This is a genomic window from Nonomuraea sp. NPDC050478 (assembly GCF_044458265.1).
In the GTDB taxonomy this organism is placed as follows: Bacteria; Actinomycetota; Actinomycetes; order Streptosporangiales; family Streptosporangiaceae; genus Nonomuraea; species Nonomuraea ferruginea.
On sequence record NZ_JBITHT010000004.1, the window covers coordinates 922,933 to 940,758 of the forward strand.

At 71.3% G+C, this 17,826-nt stretch carries 19 protein-coding genes and 1 pseudogene; 9 read left to right on the forward strand and 11 right to left on the reverse strand.

The window, feature by feature from the left end:
- Positions 1–93 precede the first annotated feature (93 nt).
- The 3 genes from ACIBF7_RS24190 to rimP are packed head-to-tail and all read right to left on the reverse strand — an operon-like array spanning position 94 to position 1,889.
- Positions 94–405, reverse strand: coding sequence for a YlxR family protein (locus tag ACIBF7_RS24190; protein WP_219544224.1), 312 nt, complete (start codon positions 403–405; stop codon positions 94–96).
- Complete coding sequence (gene nusA / locus ACIBF7_RS24195) at positions 389–1,381, reverse strand: transcription termination factor NusA (protein WP_397198269.1); 993 nt, start codon at positions 1,379–1,381, stop codon at positions 389–391. The genes ACIBF7_RS24190 and nusA overlap by 17 nt, the downstream gene beginning before the upstream one ends.
- Before the next feature lie 22 nt (positions 1,382–1,403).
- Positions 1,404–1,889, reverse strand: coding sequence for a ribosome maturation factor RimP (gene rimP / locus ACIBF7_RS24200; protein WP_148033618.1), 486 nt, complete (start codon positions 1,887–1,889; stop codon positions 1,404–1,406).
- Between the two features lie 230 nt (positions 1,890–2,119).
- Between rimP and ACIBF7_RS24205 the strand changes: the two genes are divergently transcribed.
- The 3 genes from ACIBF7_RS24205 to ACIBF7_RS24215 all read left to right on the forward strand — a co-directional run bounded on the left by ACIBF7_RS24205 (position 2,120) and on the right by ACIBF7_RS24215 (position 4,678).
- Positions 2,120–3,118, forward strand: a complete 999-nt coding sequence (locus ACIBF7_RS24205; RefSeq protein ID WP_271280457.1) for a DUF4439 domain-containing protein — start codon at positions 2,120–2,122, stop codon at positions 3,116–3,118.
- A 97-nt stretch (positions 3,119–3,215) separates the two neighbouring features.
- Entirely contained in the window at positions 3,216–3,842 is a 627-nt protein-coding gene (locus ACIBF7_RS24210) for a PadR family transcriptional regulator (RefSeq protein ID WP_148033619.1), read from the forward strand.
- 191 nt (positions 3,843–4,033) lie between these two features.
- The gene (locus ACIBF7_RS24215; RefSeq protein WP_148033620.1) at positions 4,034–4,678 is read left to right on the forward strand and encodes a DUF998 domain-containing protein; all 645 of its coding nucleotides are present in this window, start codon (positions 4,034–4,036) and stop codon (positions 4,676–4,678) included.
- A gap of 68 nt (positions 4,679–4,746) precedes the next feature.
- Here the strand turns inward: ACIBF7_RS24215 and ACIBF7_RS24220 are convergent, their stop codons facing one another.
- From ACIBF7_RS24220 to ACIBF7_RS24235, 4 genes are all read right to left on the reverse strand, one after another.
- Entirely contained in the window at positions 4,747–5,538 is a 792-nt protein-coding gene (locus tag ACIBF7_RS24220) for a class I SAM-dependent methyltransferase (RefSeq protein WP_148033621.1), read from the reverse strand.
- A 62-nt stretch (positions 5,539–5,600) separates the two neighbouring features.
- Positions 5,601–7,346, reverse strand: coding sequence for a proline--tRNA ligase (locus ACIBF7_RS24225; RefSeq protein WP_148033622.1), 1,746 nt, complete (start codon positions 7,344–7,346; stop codon positions 5,601–5,603).
- A 70-nt stretch (positions 7,347–7,416) separates the two neighbouring features.
- The gene (locus ACIBF7_RS24230) at positions 7,417–8,070 is read right to left on the reverse strand and encodes a hypothetical protein (protein ID WP_148033623.1); all 654 of its coding nucleotides are present in this window, start codon (positions 8,068–8,070) and stop codon (positions 7,417–7,419) included.
- A gap of 103 nt (positions 8,071–8,173) precedes the next feature.
- Positions 8,174–8,626, reverse strand: a complete 453-nt coding sequence (locus ACIBF7_RS24235) for a hypothetical protein (RefSeq protein ID WP_261808768.1) — start codon at positions 8,624–8,626, stop codon at positions 8,174–8,176.
- Positions 8,627–8,872: 246 nt separating this feature from the next.
- Here ACIBF7_RS24235 and ACIBF7_RS24240 point away from each other — a divergent pair, with 246 nt between their 5' ends.
- The gene (locus tag ACIBF7_RS24240; protein ID WP_261808769.1) at positions 8,873–10,174 is read left to right on the forward strand and encodes an FAD-dependent oxidoreductase; all 1,302 of its coding nucleotides are present in this window, start codon (positions 8,873–8,875) and stop codon (positions 10,172–10,174) included.
- Between the two features lie 9 nt (positions 10,175–10,183).
- Positions 10,184–11,338: a DUF6986 family protein gene (locus tag ACIBF7_RS24245; protein WP_148033625.1), complete on the forward strand. Its 1,155-nt coding sequence runs from the start codon at positions 10,184–10,186 to the stop codon at positions 11,336–11,338.
- A gap of 4 nt (positions 11,339–11,342) precedes the next feature.
- On the opposite strand, the gene ACIBF7_RS24250 is transcribed toward ACIBF7_RS24245, so the two are convergent.
- From ACIBF7_RS24250 to ACIBF7_RS24265, 4 genes and pseudogenes are all read right to left on the reverse strand, one after another.
- Complete coding sequence (locus ACIBF7_RS24250; RefSeq protein ID WP_148033626.1) at positions 11,343–12,023, reverse strand: copper homeostasis protein CutC; 681 nt, start codon at positions 12,021–12,023, stop codon at positions 11,343–11,345.
- Positions 12,024–12,208: 185 nt separating this feature from the next.
- A complete protein-coding gene (locus ACIBF7_RS24255) occupies positions 12,209–12,811 on the reverse strand; it encodes a GNAT family N-acetyltransferase (RefSeq protein WP_148033627.1) in 603 nt (200 codons plus the stop codon).
- 216 nt (positions 12,812–13,027) lie between these two features.
- Positions 13,028–13,576, reverse strand: a complete 549-nt coding sequence (locus ACIBF7_RS24260; RefSeq protein WP_261808886.1) for a GntR family transcriptional regulator — start codon at positions 13,574–13,576, stop codon at positions 13,028–13,030.
- A gap of 6 nt (positions 13,577–13,582) precedes the next feature.
- A pseudogene (locus ACIBF7_RS24265) lies at positions 13,583–13,783 on the reverse strand (GntR family transcriptional regulator); the annotation flags it as partial.
- 817 nt (positions 13,784–14,600) lie between these two features.
- Between ACIBF7_RS24265 and ACIBF7_RS24270 the strand changes: the two are divergent.
- Genes ACIBF7_RS24270 through ACIBF7_RS24285 form a run of 4 tightly spaced genes read left to right on the forward strand, consistent with a single transcriptional unit; the run spans position 14,601 to position 17,797 of the window.
- Positions 14,601–15,164: a flavin reductase family protein gene (locus ACIBF7_RS24270; RefSeq protein WP_148033628.1), complete on the forward strand. Its 564-nt coding sequence runs from the start codon at positions 14,601–14,603 to the stop codon at positions 15,162–15,164.
- 21 nt (positions 15,165–15,185) lie between these two features.
- The gene (locus tag ACIBF7_RS24275) at positions 15,186–15,554 is read left to right on the forward strand and encodes a PadR family transcriptional regulator (protein WP_148033629.1); all 369 of its coding nucleotides are present in this window, start codon (positions 15,186–15,188) and stop codon (positions 15,552–15,554) included.
- Positions 15,551–16,468: a hypothetical protein gene (locus ACIBF7_RS24280; protein ID WP_271278518.1), complete on the forward strand. Its 918-nt coding sequence runs from the start codon at positions 15,551–15,553 to the stop codon at positions 16,466–16,468. Before ACIBF7_RS24275 ends, ACIBF7_RS24280 begins: the two co-directional genes overlap by 4 nt.
- A 33-nt stretch (positions 16,469–16,501) precedes the next feature.
- Positions 16,502–17,797: a DUF2252 domain-containing protein gene (locus tag ACIBF7_RS24285; protein ID WP_397198205.1), complete on the forward strand. Its 1,296-nt coding sequence runs from the start codon at positions 16,502–16,504 to the stop codon at positions 17,795–17,797.
- Positions 17,798–17,826: the final 29 nt, after the last annotated feature.

Here is a 17,826-nt window from a genome sequence, read left to right on the forward strand (position 1 = left end):
GGGAGGCTGGCTGTGCCGTCCGGACCGTCGCTACCTTGACGTCTTCATCGCCGCGTGCTCATCAGGCGCTCATAGCAATCTGACTCCGCCCCATCAACTCGGCGTCCTACATGACATTTCGTGGTTCTCCTTCAGGTGTGCCCGCACGCGCGAGACGTCGAGCGGCCCCGGCACGCGAAACGCGCGCGGGAACGCCCGGCGACGCTCGGCGAGCTCCAGACAGTTCATGGACGGGTGCAGCGATGCACCCCTGCCAGGAAGCTGTCCTCGCTGGTCGGGGACCACCTGGTCCTCGACCAGCACCAGTCGGAGCAGCTCGGACTTGTCCGTGCGAACCCTGCAGCCCACACAGGTGCGCTGTGGGGCCGCGTGGCAACCATATTCCAGATTACCGTGTCGACGCATCTACGGAACCGGCGGCATCCTCTGCCTGGGTGTCGGGACGGATGTCGATCCGCCAGCCTGTCAGCCGCGCGGCAAGCCGGGCATTCTGCCCTTCCTTGCCGATGGCCAGCGAGAGCTGGTAGTCGGGCACGATGACCCGGGCCACCCGTCCGTCGAGATCGAGAACCTCGACATGGGAAACACGGGCGGGCGACAGGGCATTCCCGACGAACTCAGCAGGGTCCTCGGACCAGTCGATGATGTCGATCTTCTCGCCGTGCAGCTCGGTCATCACGTTGCGCACCCGCGAGCCCATCGGGCCGATGCAGGCGCCCTTGGCGTTGACGCCGGGCTTGCGCGACCGTACGGCGATCTTGGTGCGGTGGCCGGCCTCGCGCGCCACCGCGGCGATCTCGACGGTGCCGTCGGCGATCTCCGGCACCTCCAGCGCGAACAGCTTCTTCACCAGGCCCGGGTGGGTGCGCGAGAGCGTGACCGACGGGCCCTTGTGGCCCTTCTTCACCTGCACCACGTAGGCGCGGATGCGCTCGCCGTGGGTGTATTCCTCGCCCGGCACCTGCTCGTGGGCGGGCAGCACGGCCTCGATCTTGCCGAGGTCGACCAGCACCACCCGCGGATCCTTGCCCTGCTGGATCACGCCGGAGACCAGCTCGCCCTCGCGGCTGGCGAACTCGCCGAAGTTGATCTCGTCCTCGGCGTCGCGCAGCTGCTGCAGGATGACCTGCTTGGCGGTGGTGGCCGCGATCCGGCTGAAGTTGCCCGGAGTGTCGTCGTACTCGCGCGCGATCTCGCCGTCCTCGTCGAGCTCGGCCGCCCAGATCGTGACGTGGCCGGTCGCCTTGTCGAGCTCGGCGCGCGCCTTGGCGCCGGCTCCCTCGGTGCGGAAGTAGGCGATCAGCAGCGCGTCTTCGATGGCCTTGACGACCAGGTCGAAGGAGATGTCCTTCTCCCGCTCCAGGCTGCGCAGGACGCTCATGTCGATGTCCACGAGGCTCCCCCTAGCCCTCGTCGCCGTCGACGTCGTCGATGCGGCGAAACTCCACCTGCACCCGCCCGCGGGCCAGGTCTTGATAGTCGAGCCTGCGAGCGGCGCCGTCGACCTCGAGGTCGACTCCGGCGTCGTCGGCTGACAACACCCTGCCCTCGATGAGGCCGCCGTCTCGCATCTCCGCCTTGACCAGCCGCTTGGCGGCGCGCCTCCAGTGGCGCGGCTCGGTCAGCGGACGGTCGACCCCGGGCGAGGACACCTCGAGCGTGTAGGGAGCGGCGCCCATCGCGTCGTCCTCGTCGAGGGCCGCCGAGACGGCCTGGCTCACGTCGGCCACGTCGTCGAGGCTCACGCCGCCGTCACGGTCGACGACCACACGGAGCAGCCGCCGCTTGCCGGCCTTGGTGACCGTCACGTCCTCCAGGTCGAGGCCCTCAGCGGCGACCACGGGCTCCAGGAGCTTCATCAGGTGGTCGCGGGGTGACGCGCTGCCCATATCGACCTCCCCTATTGTCGAGTCACAGCCGGGCGGACCTCGCCACTGGCTCAGCGTCGCCGGCCCGCTCGGCCAGCGACGACAGTTGACACCCTATCTGTTCGGCGGCCTGCGCAGAGCGTCACTCACCCCGCTCACCGTGATCCCCGCACACGCCGCGCCTGACCGCGTGCGGGGGTGCCAGCCCGTACGATGCTCTCTGCGGTCCGCAACAGTGAAAGGTCCTGCTCGTGCGCCAGCCTCACCTCTCCAGGCGAGCCCTGCTGGCGGGCGGGGCCGTCGTGGCGTTGCTCGCGGGCTGCAGCGCGCCGCCCGACCCCCAGCCGGTACGCGACACCCCCGAGCAGGCGCTGGCCCGCGTCCTCATCGCCGACAAGGAGCGGACGATCGCGCTCTACGCGGCGCTGATCGCCGACGGCGGCAAGCTCACCGCCTATCGCGACCGCCACCTCGCCCACCTGGCCGAGCTGCGGCGGCGCTTCCCCGGGCTGACCGCCCGGCCTCCCGCGCAGTCCCCCAGCCCGGCCGCCAGCCCGTCGGCTACAGCATCGGCCACGGCGTCGGTCTCCCCCACCGCCACGGCCGCGCCCAAGATGACGCTGTCGCGGCTGCGGGCGCTAGAGCGCGAGGCGGCGGCGCGGCGGCCCGCCCAGCTCGCGGGTGTGGCGCCCGCCCTGGCCCAGCTGGTGGCGAGCATCGGCGCCTGCGAGGCCCTGCACGCCGCCTCCGTCGTCAAGCCGCCCCGGCCGCCTGCCGCCGGCGCCCACGGCGATCCTGGAGACGTCGAGAAGCTCCGCAAGGCGCTCTCGGCCGAGCACGCCGCGGTCTTCGCGTACGGCCTGATGGGCGCCCGCACCACCGGCTCCCTGCGCACCCGCCTCACCCGCGCCTTCGACGCGCACCGCGACCGCCGCGACCAGTTGCGCCGCCTCATCACCGCCCGCGGCGGGCAGCCCAGCGAGGCCCAGGCCTCCTACGCGCTGCCGTCCGTCCCGTCGAGCGCTGCGGCGGCCTCCCGGCTCGCGGCCCACGTCGAGACCGGGCTCACCGCGTCCTATCTGGAGCTGGTGGCGGCCGGGGACACCGCGCTGCGGCGCTACGCGGCGGTGGCCGTGCAGGAGGCGGTGGTCCGGGCCCACTCCTTCCACCGGGGCGTCACCACGGCCTTCCCGGGCATGCCGGCGCCCGCCGCTCCCGCCCCGTCCGTCACCCCGACTCCCGGCGGCTGACCTTCGGCAGCGTGGTCCGCTCCCTTGGAGGGCTCGGCGAAGTAGTTGACATCGACTAGCCGACGCCGGATAGTTGATCCTGACTACAGGAGGCGTGATGGCGGGGAAGCGCAAAGTGGGAAACCTGCTGGCGCTGGCCGTCCTGTCCTATCTGAGCCGGCGTCCCATGCACCCGTACGAGCTCGGCCGGACCCTGCGCGAGCACGGGGACGCCCGCAGCATCAAGTACAACCACGGCTCGCTCTACATGGTCGTCGGTCAGCTGGCCCGCGCCGGGCTCATCGTCGAGGTCGGCACGAGCCGGCAGGGACAGTTGCCGGAGCGGACCGTGTACGGGCTCACCGACGAAGGGCGGCGGGAGCTGCGTGACTGGCTCAGCGAGCTGGTGGAGCAGCCGAAGCACGAGTATCCGGGGTTCGTGGCCGCGCTGTCGCTGATCGGCGCGCTGCCGCCGGACCAGGTCGTGGAGCTGCTGCGCAGGCGGCTGGAACGGCTCGCCGCGCAGCGCGCGGAGATCGCCGCCCTGATCGAGGACACGGTGGGCTCCGGCATGCCGGAGCTGTTCGTCGTCGAGGAGGAGTATCGGCTCGCGCTCCTGGAGGCCGAGACGGCGTTCGTCGAACGGTTCGTCCGGCGGATCACGGACCCGGAGACCGGCTGGGGCCCCCAGTGGGCGCGGGCGCACGCCGCCTGGAGCGCCGACGGGGGTGGTCCGCCGGGCTGACCCCGCTCAACGGACTGCCGCCACGGCAGGCCCGAGGGGCAGGACCCCGGTGCGGTGCGGGAACACCGCGACCGGGGTCGGCCTCGTATGCAGATCCCGCGGGAACGGAACCCGGTGCACGAGGTCGGCAACCGCAAGGGTAACCGGGATTCCTCCCCGTGGGGCACGTCGATCACTGGAGGAGTTCTGTCATGTTCCGTCCCGCTTACCCGTTAACCGCTCCATGGATGGCCCTGGGGGCGGTCGCCGGGCCCGCGCTGTTCGCGCTGTCCTGGGTCGTGCTCGGCCTGGTCAGCCCGGGCTACACGCTCTTCGGCCACCGGTTCACCGGATACTCGCCCATCAGCCAGCCCGTCAGCGGGCTCGGCATGGGCGTCACCGGGCCCTTCATGAACGCCGCGTTCGTCGTCACCGGGCTGATGCTGATCGCCGGTGTGGCCGGCGTCTTCCGCACGTTCGCGGGGCCCGGCCGCCTGGCCTGCGTGGTGCTGCTCGGGCTGAGCGGCGTGGGCCAGATCCTCTGCGGGATCTTCACCCTTGAGGAGATGATGCCGCACACGCTCGGCTACCTGCTGGCGATCGGCACGCCGGTGATCGGCTTCCTGGTGGCGGGGAGGTACTTCCGCCGGATGCCCGGCCTGCGCCGGTTCGGCACGTGGCTGCTCGTGGGCAGCCCGCTGACGCTGGTGCTGCTCGTGCTGTTCTTCCTGACCTTCCAGCCCACGGCCGACGGGGCCGAGCAGGGGGTGGCCGGGCTGGTGCAGCGGCTGGGGATCGTCGAGGTGCACGCCTGGTTCGCGGCCATGGGCGTGCTTGCCTTCAGGAGGCGGGTATGAGGACCGCCCGCGAGCGCTGACGCGTCGCCGCCTCGCTTCCGGGCGAGGCGGCGACCCTCCCGAAGAGGTCAGCGGCGGCGGCAGATCATGAGCTCGGTGGTCGGGCTCTCGCGGAGCACCCGGACCAGGCGGCGTTCGAGCGGATGCAGCAGGGCGCCGGCCAGCCAGCCTGTGATCTCGGTCAGCGTGACCGCGCGCAGGAAGCCGCCCCACAGCTTGCGCCAGACGGGGTTGGCGTCCACCTGGGCGTTCATCAGGACGAGCATGGGGACGCGGCGCAGCACCTCGAACCCGGCCTCGTCGAGGGCCGCGGTGATCCACGGCAGCGTGTGGTTGACCTGGTAGTCGGAGCGCTGCTCGGGCCGGTGCAGGAAGTTCTCCGACAGCACGAAGACGCCGCCGGGCTTGACCGCCCTGCCGATGTTGGTCAGGGCGGCGCGGTAGCGCGTGTCGTCGGTGATGTGGAAGAGCATGTCCATCGCCGACACGACGTCGTAGGAGGCGTCTTCGAGTGCGTCGCCGGGGTCGGCGATGTCGAGCCGCAGGAACGCGTCGCGGGGGAAGCGGCCGCGCAGGCGGTCGACGGCCGCCTCGGTGAGGTCGCTGCCCGTGATGGACTCGGCGCCCAGCGCCCGCCACTGGCGGACGTAGAAGCCGGTGCCCGACCCGATGTCGAGGACCCGGGACTTGGGCAGGTCGAGACCCAGGGCGGTGACCTCGCGGCGGAAGCCCTCGGCGCGGACTCGGTACATCCAGATGTTGAACGCCCTGCCGAGGGCCTTGTAGCCGACGCCGCTCTCGGTCCAGTCGGACTGCAGGCGTCGCTCCCAGAAGTCTTTCAGTTCGACGTGTGGCTTCACCGGGTCGAGACTTACAGCCCCCCACCGCCCCGTCAAACCGGGGCGGTGTTTCGCCGGAATTGTCAGGATGAGCAGGCGGCGACGACCCGGTCGGCGGCCTCCGCGAGCGGGATCTCCTGCTTCTCGCCGGTCACCCGGTCGCGCAGCTCGGCCACCCCCTGGGCCAGGCCGCGGCCGATCACCACGATCGTCGGGACGCCCAGCAGCTCGGCGTCCTTGAACTTGACGCCGGGCGACACCTGGGGCCGGTCGTCGACGAGCACCCGCAGGCCGCGCGACTCCAGCTCGGCGGCCAGCTCCAGGGCGGCCTCGACCTGGCGGTCCTTGCCGGTGCCGACGATGTGCACGTCGGCGGGGGCGACCTCGCGCGGCCAGACCAGGCCGAGCTCGTCGTGGGCCTGCTCGGCGATGACCGCCACCGCGCGGGAGACGCCGATGCCGTAGGAGCCCATGGTGACGCGGACCGGCTTGCCGTCGGGGCCGAGCGCGTCGAGCCCGGCGGCGTCGGCGTACTTGCGGCCGAGCTGGAAGATGTGGCCGATCTCGATGCCCCGGTCGATGGAGAGCGCCGAGCCGCAGCGGGGGCAGGGGTCGCCGGCGCGCACCTCGGCCGCCTCGACGGTGCCGTCGGGCTCGAAGTCGCGGCCCGCGACGACGTCGGCGGCGTGCTTGCCCGGCTCGTTGGCGCCGGTCACCCAGGCGGTGCCGGTGACGACCCGGGGGTCGACGAGGTAGCGGATGCCGAGCTCGCGCAGCACCTGCGGGCCGATGTAGCCGCGGACCAGGCCGGGATGCCTGGCGAAGTCGTCGGCCTCGAAGATGGCGGGCTCGCCGGGGGCGAGCGCGGCCTCCAGCCGCTTGAAGTCGACCTCGCGGTCGCCGGGCACGCCGATGACCAGGGTCTCGACCTTGTCGGAGCCGGGCGTGGACACCTTGACGACGACGTTCTTGAGCGTCTCGGCGGCGGTGATCGACAGACCGTGGTGCTCGTTGACGTGCGAGACCAGCGACTCGATGGTCGGGGTGTCGGGGGTGTCCATGACGCGCAGGGCGGGCAGCCCGTCGAGGGCGCGGGCGGGCGGCGCGGGAGTGGTGACGGCCTCGGCGTTGGCCGCGTAGCCGCACGAGTGGCAGGCCACGAACGTGTCCTCGCCGGTGGGCGTGGGCGCCAGGAACTCCTCCGAGGCCGACCCGCCCATCGCGCCCGACGTGGCGAACACGATCTTGTAGCGGATGCCGAGCCGGTCGAAGGTGCGGATGTAGGTCTCGCGGTGCTGCTCGTAGGAGTGCTTGAGGCCGTCGTCGTCGAGGTCGAAGGAGTAGGAGTCCTTCATGAGGAACTCGCGGCCGCGCAGGATGCCCGCCCGGGGCCTGGCCTCGTCGCGGTATTTGGTCTGGATCTGGTAGAGCGTGACCGGGTAGTCCTTGTAGGAGGAGTATTCGCCCTTGACCATGTCGGTGAAGAGCTCCTCGTGGGTGGGCCCGAGCAGGTAGTCGGCGCCCTTGCGGTCGTGCAGCCGGAAGAGCGTGTCGCCGTACTCGGTCCAGCGGCCGGTGGCCTCGTAGTATTCGCGGGGCAGCAGCGCGGGGAAGAGCACCTCCTGGGCGCCCATCCGGTTCATCTCCTCGCGGACGACGCGGGCGATGTTCTCCAGCACCATCTTGCCGAGGGGCAGCCACGAGTAGATTCCGGGCGCTACCCGGCGGACGTATCCGGCGCGAACGAGGAGCTTGTGGCTCGGCACTTCCGCGTCTGCCGGGTCGTCCCGCAGGGTGCGAAGAAACAACGACGACATGCGCAGCAACACGGCTACTCCTTGCTCGAAACCGGCTTGAAGGATTACAGGCTATCGATTCCGAGGAGGCGTACGCGCGCGCTTATCCCCCGGGCAGGACGGCCAGCCCCATGGCGAACAGCCCGGCGATGACGGCGGCCAGCGCGAGAGCGCGCGCCCTGGCCGGCCCCGTGCGGCGCAGCAGGAGCACGGCGGCGGCCGCAAGGGCCCCCACGGGCAGGGCTGGCAGCGGCCAGAAGTACGGCTCGGCGGCGATGAACCCGGGCGTCGCCCGGTCCACGACGTCGGTCACCACGGCGGCGCCGATCACCCCGGCCGCGAGATCGCCCCACCGGTCGTCCCTGCGGGTCGCGTAGGCGAGCAGCCCGAGCCCGACGAGCAGGGCGAACGTCCAGTGGAGCCCGGCCGGCGTGCCACCGAGAAGGGTGACGTCGAGATCGCCGCGCAGGGCGCCGCCGCCCATGGTGGCCACCACGGTCGACACCGCTGCCAGGAACGTGGTCAGCAGCGCCCAACCGAAGCCGGTGGCGGTGGCGCCGACGGCGACCGTCAGGGCCAGATAGGCGTACGGGTCGTAGACCTGGCCAGCCCAGCCGGGGATCCGGCCGGCGCCGAGCATGCCGACGAGGCCGACGGCCAGTCCGGCGAAGAAGGCCACCACCAAGTGGATCTCGATGCGTCGCTGACGACGGTCGAATTCGAGAAAGTAGTCGTGGTCGATCGTGCTTGTCTTCATCTCAATACTCAGGTCATCCCTCCTCAGGCAGACGCCGCGGACGACCAGTTCCACATTATGTGACCGTACAAGAAAGGCAAATTTCGGTTAACCGGAAGTAACGTCAGCCGCCCAGGAGTTCTTCCCACGGATGGCGGGTGTTGGTGCGGCGGGTGGTGTCGAGCGCCTCGGCCAGGCGCCAGAGGCCGGGGCGGGCGCGCACTCGTGCCCGGCCCATCGGGTCGATGGCGCGCAGCTCGAAGCGGACGCCCATGACGTCGAGCACGGCGCAGGAGTCGCCGCTCGTGCCCGTCGTGACCAGGCCAGGCATACGGTCGGAGAGCAGGGCCGCCACCTCGGCGGCGAACGGGCCGTCGCGCCACTCGACGTGCCAGCTCGGGTCGGCGCCGCGCCACCAGGTCAGGTCGCGGCAGGATTCGATGAAGTCGGCCTCGGTCGCGAGCGCGGCCATGACCCGGCCGAACGCCTCGTAATGCACCGCGCCGCCGGCCGGCAGGTCGGCCGCGGCGGGCGGCGTGCCGTCCTTCGTCCGTCGCAGCGCGTGCTTTCGCCTCACGGGCAACACTGTGATCGGCGTGGACGCGTTTCCGCAAGGGGCGGGTGGGTCAGAAGTGCGGGGCCCGGCGGCTGCGGACATAGGCCGAGATAGGCGGATATCGACAGACGTCACGTTCGGGCGGTATGCACGAAGGGCGGGGGTTCATCCGTACGGACGATCGGGGATAAATCGATCACACCGGCAGGTTGCACCTGGTGGGGCGTGTGCCCACTGGTACACAATCTCCGGAACGAGGGAGGCAGCGTGACGTTGCGCGTGGCGGTCATCGGATCCGGTCCTGCTGGGATCTACACGGCGGAGGCCTTGATCAAGCAGTCCGGCGGAGCCGTGGAGGTGGACGTCCTCGAACGGCTGCCAACCCCGTACGGGCTGGTCAGGTACGGCGTCGCGCCCGACCACACGTCGATCAAGTCGATCGCCAACTACCTGCGCAAGGTGCTGGAGCAGCCGGAGGTGCGCTTCCTCGGCGGCGTCACGCTGGGCGAGCACGTGACCGTCGAGGACCTGCTGGCCTGCTACGACGCGGTCGTCTACTGCACCGGCGCGATGGTGGACCGGCGGCTGGGCATCCCCGGCGAGGACCTGCCGGGCAGTGTCGCCGCCACCGACTTCGTGAACTGGTACTGCGGCCACCCCGACGTGGACCCGTCGCGGTTCACGCTCGACAGCCCCGAGGTGGCGGTGATCGGCGTCGGCAACGTGGCCGTCGACGTGGTGCGGATCCTGGCCAAGACCTCCGAGGAGCTGAGCGCCACCGACGTGCCCCACGAGGTGCTGGAGCGGCTGGAGAGCAGCCAGGTCAAGGCCATCCACATGATCGGCCGCCGTGGGCCCGAGCACGCCAAGTTCACCCTGAAGGAGCTGCGCGAGCTGGGCGAGCTCGCCAACGCCGACGTGTGCGTGCGCCCCGATGAGGCCGTCGTGCTCGGCGCCGACTTCCCCCGCCAGATCCGGGGCAACATCGAGGTGCTGCGCTCGTGGTCGGAGCGCAGCCCGGCCGGCCGGCCGCGCCGCCTGGACGTGCGGTTCTGGCTGCGTCCGGTGGAGATCCTGGGCACCGAGCGGGTCGAGGGGCTCAAGCTGGAGCGCACGATCCTCTCGCCGGAGGGCCGCGTGGTCGGCACCGGCGAGTACGAGACGCTGCCGGTCGGCATGGTGCTCCGCTCGGTCGGCTACCAGAGCGTCCCGCTGCCCGGGGTGCCGTTCTCGGAGAAGACGATGACCGTGCCGAACGCGGCGGGGCGGGTTCGCGAGCGCGAGTACGTCGCCGGCTGGCTCAAGCGCGGCCCGACCGGCGTGATCGGCACGAACAAGTCCGACGCCGCCGAGACCGTCCGCACGCTGCTGTCCGACCTGTCCGGGCAGGCGCCGCGCGACCTCAGGCCGCTCGACGCGCTGCTGTCCGAGCGCGGGGTGCACCCGGTGACGTACGAGGAATGGCTGGCGATCGAGTCGGCCGAGGCCGAGCTGGCCAAGTCGCTGGGCCGCGGCGAGCGGGTCAAGCTGACCGGCCTGGAGGCGATGCTGCGGGCCTGCCGTCCCTGAGAGGAACGCATGCGTACCACCGTCCCGTCAGGCGTGCCCGGCTTCCCCGAGGTCTACCGGCTGCAGCAGGAGCGCTACCCCGCGGCCGAGCCCGGCTGGCAGCCCGTGCACACCGTGTACGTGCCCGCCGACCGGTTCGGCGCCGGCACCGTGGCCGCGTGGGGCGACGAGGCGCTGGCACTGGCTAAGGCGCACCTGGCCACGCCCGCCGAGCTGGCCGAGGTGTTCGACGTGCCGGCGGAGCTGTCGGCCGCCGTGCACGAGCGGGTGCTGCGCAAGCTCGCCGGCGAGCCGGTCGAGGACCTGCGGGTGGACTTCGAGGACGGGTACGGCGTGCGCCCGGACGAGGAGGACGGCCACGTCGAGCAGGCGGTCGAGGCGCTGGCCGCGATGCGCGCGGCGGGCACGCTGCCGCGCCGGTGGGGGCCTCGGGTGAAGTCGTTCGCCGACGGGGACCCGGAGCGGTCCGTGCGGACGCTCGACGGGTTCGTCACCGGGATCGTCGAGCGGCTCGGCGAGCTGCCGGACGGTTTCGTGGTGACCTTCCCCAAGGTGCTGATGGAGGCGTACCTCGGGCAGTTCGTCGCGTTCCTGGAGCGGCTGGAGCGGGCGCTGGGGCTCTCCCCGCTGCGGTTCGAGATCCAGGTGGAGGCGCCGCAGACCGTGCGGTTCCTGCGCGCCGAGCTGGCCGGCGAGCTGGGCGGGCGGCTGTCGGCGGCGCACTTCGGGGTGTTCGACTACACCGCGGCGCTCGGGCTGCCGCCGCACGAGCAGCGGCTCGACCATCCGGCCTGCGACCACGCGCGGCACGTGACGCAGACGGCGTTCGCGGGCACCGGGGTGGAGCTGTCGGACGGTTCGCTGGCCGCCTCCCCCGCCTCCGGCTCGTCCGCCGACGTGCGGGCGCTGTGGCGGCGGCATGCGGCGCTGGTGCGTCACTCCCTGGCGCACGGGTTCCACCAGGGGTGGGACATGCATCCGTCGCATCTGGTGAGCCGGTTCGCCACCGTCTACGCCTTCCATCTGGCGCGTTACGACGCCTACCGGGAGCGGGTGCGCGCCTGGGAGGAGCGGCGCGCGGCCGGGGGCGGCGTGATGGACGAGCCGGCGACCGTCAAGACGCTGGTGGCGGCCCTGCGCCGGGCCGACGCGGCCCTGCCCTGACCGGCTAGTCGCGTTCGACGAGCGAGCGCCAGCGGCGGACCAGCTGCGCGTCCACCGGGTCCGTCCAGCTCCGCCGGACCGCCGAGCCGACGTGGAAGGCGCGTACGCCGTAGTCCAGCAGGTCCGCCACGTGCCGGGGCCTGAGACCGCCGCCGGCCATGATGATGGAGCCGTCGCCGGCGTCGGCGCGGCCCTTGAGCACGGGCAGCCCGTCCCCCACGCCGTGCGGCGAGCCCGCCGTCAGCACCGTGGCGAGGTTGGGCAGCAGGCGGACGGCCCGCCAGGAGGCCTGTGTGTCGGCCGCGTGGTCGACCGCCCGGTGGAACGTCCAGGGCAGCGGGGACACCGCGTGGATGAGCGCCTCGGTGGCCGCCAGGTCCACGGCTCCCGCCTCGTCCAGGAACCCGAAGACGAACCCGGCCGCGCCCGCCTGCGCCAGCTCGCGGGCGTCGGCGCGCAGCCTTTCCAGCACGTCGCCGTCCGCGGCGAACCCGCCGTCGCAGCGGAGCATCACCATCTGCGGCAGCGGGCACTCGGCTGCGATGGCCGCGACCGTCTCGGGCGCCGGAGTGAGCCCGCCCTCCGCCATCCCGGTGACGACCTCCAGGCGGTCGGCGCCACCTTGTTCAGCCGCCACGGCGTCACGCACGCCGAGCGCGATGACCTCCAGCAGGGATCCCGTCATGCTGGAGAGGGTATAGGCAGCTCTGCCCTGATTTGCCCGCCGAGGTGGGGAAATCCTCCTGGCGGGCCGGCATACGCCGGACACCCGGGGAGCGCGGGCGACGGCCCGCACTCCCTGTCAGCCACCGGCCGGACCGGCCATGCTGTGAACGTGAACATCGCCGGCCACGCGGAACGGATCCGGAGTCAGGCGACGATCAGTTCCGGTGCCGTGAGGTCGCGGAAGGCCGTGATCGCCGGGTCGGCGGCCCTGCGCTGGAACAGCGCGCCCGACGCGCGATGCGGCAGGTCCACCGTGCGCACGTGACGGAAGCCGCGGCGCCGGTAGTAGCTCTGGAGCCCTTCGTTGCGCTTGGCGCAGTCCAGCCGCAGCCACGGCAGTCCCGACCCGTACGCGGTGGCGCCCGCCCAGTCCAGCAGGGCGTCTCCCAGGCCGCTCCCCGACCAGGGCCGCGCCACGGCGAGCTTGTGCACGTACAGGGCGGCGCCGGGGTCGTCGGCCTCGGTCCAGAACTCCGGATCGGCGTGCCCGTCGAGGGCGATGGTGGCGACGAGCGGCGCCGGCCCGTCGGGGTCGAGCGCGCGCAGCTCGTCGTCGAGCAGGAACAGCACGCGCTCCTCGATCAGCGGCAGGATACGGTCCGGGCCGAATCCTTCGCGGGGCCACTGGCGGACGCCCCGCGAGTGCAGCCAGCCGGCCGTGTCGGCGAGGAGGTCGAGAACCCCCCGGAGGTCGACGGGCTCCGCCCGCCGGAGGGTGAGCGGGTGCAGGAGGGTGTTCGTGCGCATGATTCACCTTTCATTGCGATACGCGCGCGTACGAATACGCAAAGTGATCGATGGATGGGATACGAATCCCAAATGGTGGCCTATGGCCCGATATATCCGGTAGCCCGATATATACGGATAAATCGCTACAAGGGGAGCATTACGGCTCCCCGCGTCCAGCGAGACGGCAGGCTCGCTGGTACCGCGGCCGGCGGGATCACCCCCAACCGAGCTCTGTCAGCGGCGGTCGAGCTCGTATCTGATCAGATGTTTGTCGGCAGGCAGCACCGACACCGCGACGCGCACCGGCAGTTCGTAACGGTCGTAGCCCACGCGCACATAGACCATGACCGGCGTGCCGAGCTCCAGTTGGAGCCGCTCAGCCTCCTCCTGATTGGGCATCCGCGCCCAGATGTCGTCCACCACGCGCACCTGCTCGTGCCCCAGTTCCTCCAGCACGCGGTTGGCGCCTCGCTCGATGTCGCCCGGCCGGGCGATCGCCGAGTCGGCCACCAGCTTCCGCGGGAAGTAGGAGTCGTTGGTGTTGTAGGGCTGGCCGTCCACGAACCGCAGGCGCCGCCGTACCACGGCGAGCTCCCCGTCGGACAGTTCCAGCCTGCTGGCGATCTCCTCCACCGGAGATACGGTCAGAACCTCTATGTACTGGCTGGGCTCGCGGCCTTCCTGCGTGACGGCGAAGGCGAAGGCCTCGCGCAGCTCTCCAGAAGGCTGCGGCTCCAACTCGCGCTGCGGGTAGATGAGCAGCGGCCTGCGATCCCTGACCACCGTGCCGCGCCGTGGCGTACGCGTTACGAGCCCTTCATTCACGAGTTCCCCGAGGGCCAATCGGACGGTGTTGCGGCTCACCCCATGGTCTTCCATGAGTTGCGCCTCTGTCGGCAGCTGTGCTCCGGGGCCGAGTACGCCGGAGTAGATGGCCCTTCTCAGCTCCGAAGCCACCTGCTGATACAGCACCGACCTTGCCACTTTCACCCCTTTTGTTCCAACAATTTAGACGATCTGGTTCTAGCAGACCATCTCCCCCTTGACCGGACGGCATCCGCAGCCGCATCATCCATTCGTTGGTACAAATCCATCGAAAGGCCGGTGAGGGGGTGAGGGCCGGTGATGCCGGACCGCGCGGGTATGCCGTACGTGCCCTGGCGGGACCCTTGCGAAGCAACACGTTTACTGCGTTACGAGTTGCCTCGCCACGGGTTCCTCCACATCAGCCAGTGCGTCCAGCCCGGCAGTTCCGCGCCTTCCCTGTCAGCCGAGCCGAACGTCCGGTGCGAAGACGGGCCCCTCGCCCACGCGAGGGAAGCGCCCCCGCCTGCGTCCCGGAGCAGTGCGGCCCGACAGGGAAAGTGGCATCGCCGCAGCTAGACCAACACCCGGAGTCCTCGCGAGAGGGTCACTCCCCCACCAACTCCGTGTGCGACCACGCGGTTCAGGACTCCATCCCTCGCCGGAGTCCTGGCACCGCCGCTCACGGGGCAGGAAGCGCGTCCTGGCGGGTCCCCCACGCCCGCCAGGGCGCGCGTTCCTCCTTCGGAGGCCTTCCCCTTCCCGCCGTCCAGCCCGCAGGCGCCGCGTCCCGGCTTTGTGTCCCCGCGGCACGGTGACGGTTCGGCGCGGGGCGGGTGATGCTTTTCTCGCCTGCCCACGCGGCCAGGTTTCCCTATCCGAGGACTGACCGTCCGGGGGATTCGGCGCTGACCGTAATAAGGACCTCGACACCCCCTTGACGAGCGGGAGCTGGACGCCTAGCTTACCAAGCAAGCGCTTGGTAAGAGTCAGGGAGGCGGCCATGGCGCAGACCCGTGAGCTACTCACCCAGGAGCGGCGGCTCGCCTCCCTGCTGTGCAGGCCGCGCCCGGCCGCGAGCGACCCCGTGGACCCCGAGACGTTCCGCGGGGTCCTCGGCCGGTTCGCCACCGGCGTGGTCGCCATCACGGCGCTCGACCGCGAGGGTCGGCCCCACGGCCTCGCGGCCAACTCGTTCACCTCGGTGTCGCTCGACCCGCCGCTCGTGGCGTTCTGCGTGGCGTACAGCAGCACGAGCTGGCCCCGGTTACGGGCGGCCAAGGTGATCACCCTGAACATCCTGGCCGAACACCAGCGGGCCGTCTGTGCCCAGATGGCCACCCGCGGCGGAGACAAGTTCGCGGGCCTGACCTGGAGGGAGTCGCCCGGCGGGAACCCGGTGCTCGATGGCGCGCTGGCCTGGATCGACTGCCGGATAGACGCCGAGCATCCCGCAGGGGACCACGTCATCGTGGTGGCCCGTGTGCTGCAGCTCGACACCCACGCCGACGGCGGCCCGCTGGTGTTCTACAACCGCTCCTATGGCGGCTTCGACCCCATATCTTGACGGGCAATATATGTTGGGGGCATGAACGTCACGGAGCCCATGTTCCTCGCGCTCACGGCGCTGGTGGACGGGCCGCTGCACGGCTACGGCATCGTTCAGGAGGTCGAGCGCATCTCCGGCGGCCGCGTCCAGCTCAAGATCGGGAGCCTGTACGGGGTGCTCGACCGGCTCGCGGCGCAGGGCCTGATCGCGCTCGACCGCGAGGAGGTCCGGCAGGGCCGGCTGCGGCGCTACTACCGGCTGACCGACGAGGGCGCCACCGTCCTCCGTGAGGAGGCCGCCCGCCTGGCCGCCAACGCCGAGGCCGCGAACTCCCGCCTGCGAGCCCGCCCGGCCGGCGGCCTCGCCATCCGGATCGCCGGCACGCCTCACCTGGGAGGTGCCGGGTGAGCGAGCTGCTGGAGCGGCGCTACCGATCCGTGCTGCGCCTGCTGCCGGAGGACTACCGGCGCGAGCGTGAGAGCGAGATGGTGGCCGCGTTTCTGGAGGCGGCCGGCGACGTCTCCAGCGCGGACAACCCGCGCCCCGGGTGGGGCGAAGTGGGCAGCGTGCTCGCGCTCGCCCTGCGGCTGCGGCTCGGAGGCCAGGACTCCGCCCCGCGGGCGTTCGCCCGGGGCGAGGCCGTACGGCTGGTGGCACTGCTCGGCCTGGGGTTCCAGGCCGCGCTGTCCGTCGTCACCACGGCCGGCGGGGTGGCGGAGCCTCTCTTCTTCCTGGCCGCGGCGGAGGCCTGCTGCTGGGTCGTGGCGTTCCTCGCGCTCGTACGCGGGCACCTGCCGACGGCCAAGGGCGCCGCGGTCCTCGCCCTGCTGCCGGTCACCGGAACCGTCGCCTTCCAGGCCTCGGACTCCGCGCAGCCCGCGTCGCAGACAGCCTCGTGGCTCGTCCTCACCGTGGTCCCGGTGATCGCGCTGCTGCTCGCCTACCACCGCGACGTCCTTCCGGTGACGCGGCCGTGGTGGCAGGCGGTGCTGCCGCTCACCGTGGCGGTGTTCGCGGCCTCCCTCGCCCTGCTGCCCCGGGATCCCACGTGGTCGTGGTCGTACCCCTGGACGGATCCGATCGGGCTGGGCGTGCTCGCCCTGGTGGCGGGCGTGGCGGCCGGCGCGATCCGCCGGCCGGCGGCGCCCTGGCGGCTCGCCCTGGGCATGGTCGCGGCGCTGCTGATGGCAGTGCGGCTCCTGGACATGGCGGATATGTACGGCGATCTTCTGGTCACGGGCAGCGTCCAGGTGGTGCTCCTGGCCGTCCTCGCGACCGGTCTCACCATCACGGGAAGGCGCGCGCTACCCGAGCCTGTCTAGGCGGGAAGGGTCGGGCGATCTACCGTCCGGGGTATGAGTTCACGCTCCACCTTCCTGCTCGATGTCCTGATGGCGGAGTTCGGCGCATCGATCAAGCGCGACCCGGCCGCGTTCCGGCGCAAGTTCCGGAAGATGGCGGCCTCCCCGTTCGCGTTCTACCGGGGCAGCGCCTGCCTGTTCTACGCGGACCTCACCTCCGGGTACGCGGACGAGGCGCACCTCGACCCGGCGACCAGCCGCGTGTGGATCCACGGCGATCTGCACGCGGAGAACTTCGGCACGTACATGAACGCCTCTGGCGTCCTGGTGTTCAACGTCAACGACTTCGACGAGGCGTACGTCGGCCCGTACACCTGGGACCTCAAGCGGTTCGCGGCCAGCGTGGCGCTCCTGGGGTACGCCAAGGCGCTGTCGGACGAGGCCATCGGGCGGCTCGTCGGCGACTTCGGCGGCGCCTACCTCACCGAGCTGGCCGCGATCGCGCGGGGCGGCGACGACGCCGTCGGCTCGCTCACCCTGGACACCACCTCGGGAGTGCTGCACCGGGTGCTGCAGACGGCCCGGCTGCGCACCCGGGTGGCGATGCTGGAGATCGAGACGGTCATCGACGACTACGAGCGGCGCTTCGCGTTCATGGAAGGCCGCACGCCGGTCACGGACACGACCCGGCAGGCGGTCCGGTCGGCGTTCGAGGACTACCTGACCACGCTGCCCACCCCGTCGAACCCGGTGGAGCACGTGATCAAGGACATCGCGCTGCGCACCGGCGTGGGCATCGGCTCGGCCGGGCTGCCCTCGTACAACCTGCTGCTGGAAGGGCGCTCGCAGGCGCTGGAGAACGACGTGATCCTCTACATGAAGCAGGCCCAGGTGCCGGCGGTGGCTCGGCACATCACCGACGAGAAGGTGACCCGCTACTTCCGCCACCAGGGGCACCGGACGGCGGAGTCGCAGCGTGCGCTGCAGGCGTACGCGGACCCGTGGCTCGGCTACACCACCCTGGGCGGCGCCGGACAGCTCGTCGCCGAGGTGTCACCGTACTCGGCCGATCTGGACTGGGACGACGTGAACGAGCCGGAAGAGCTGCACGCGATCATGCTCGACCTGGGCCGGGCGGTGGCGCGTATGCACGCGGTGGCCGACGACGAGTCCGCCCACGACCTGGTCACCTTCTCCACGGAGGAGGCGATCGTGGGCGTGGCGGGGGACGATCGCGCCGGGTTCATCGGGATGCTGGTGGAGTTCGCGCACCGGTACGGGGCCCAGGCCAGGGAGGATCACCAGCGGTTCGTGGACCTGTTCAGGAACGGCCGCCTCCCGGGCGTCTGACGGGGGATGGCGACCAACCGGTCGGTATG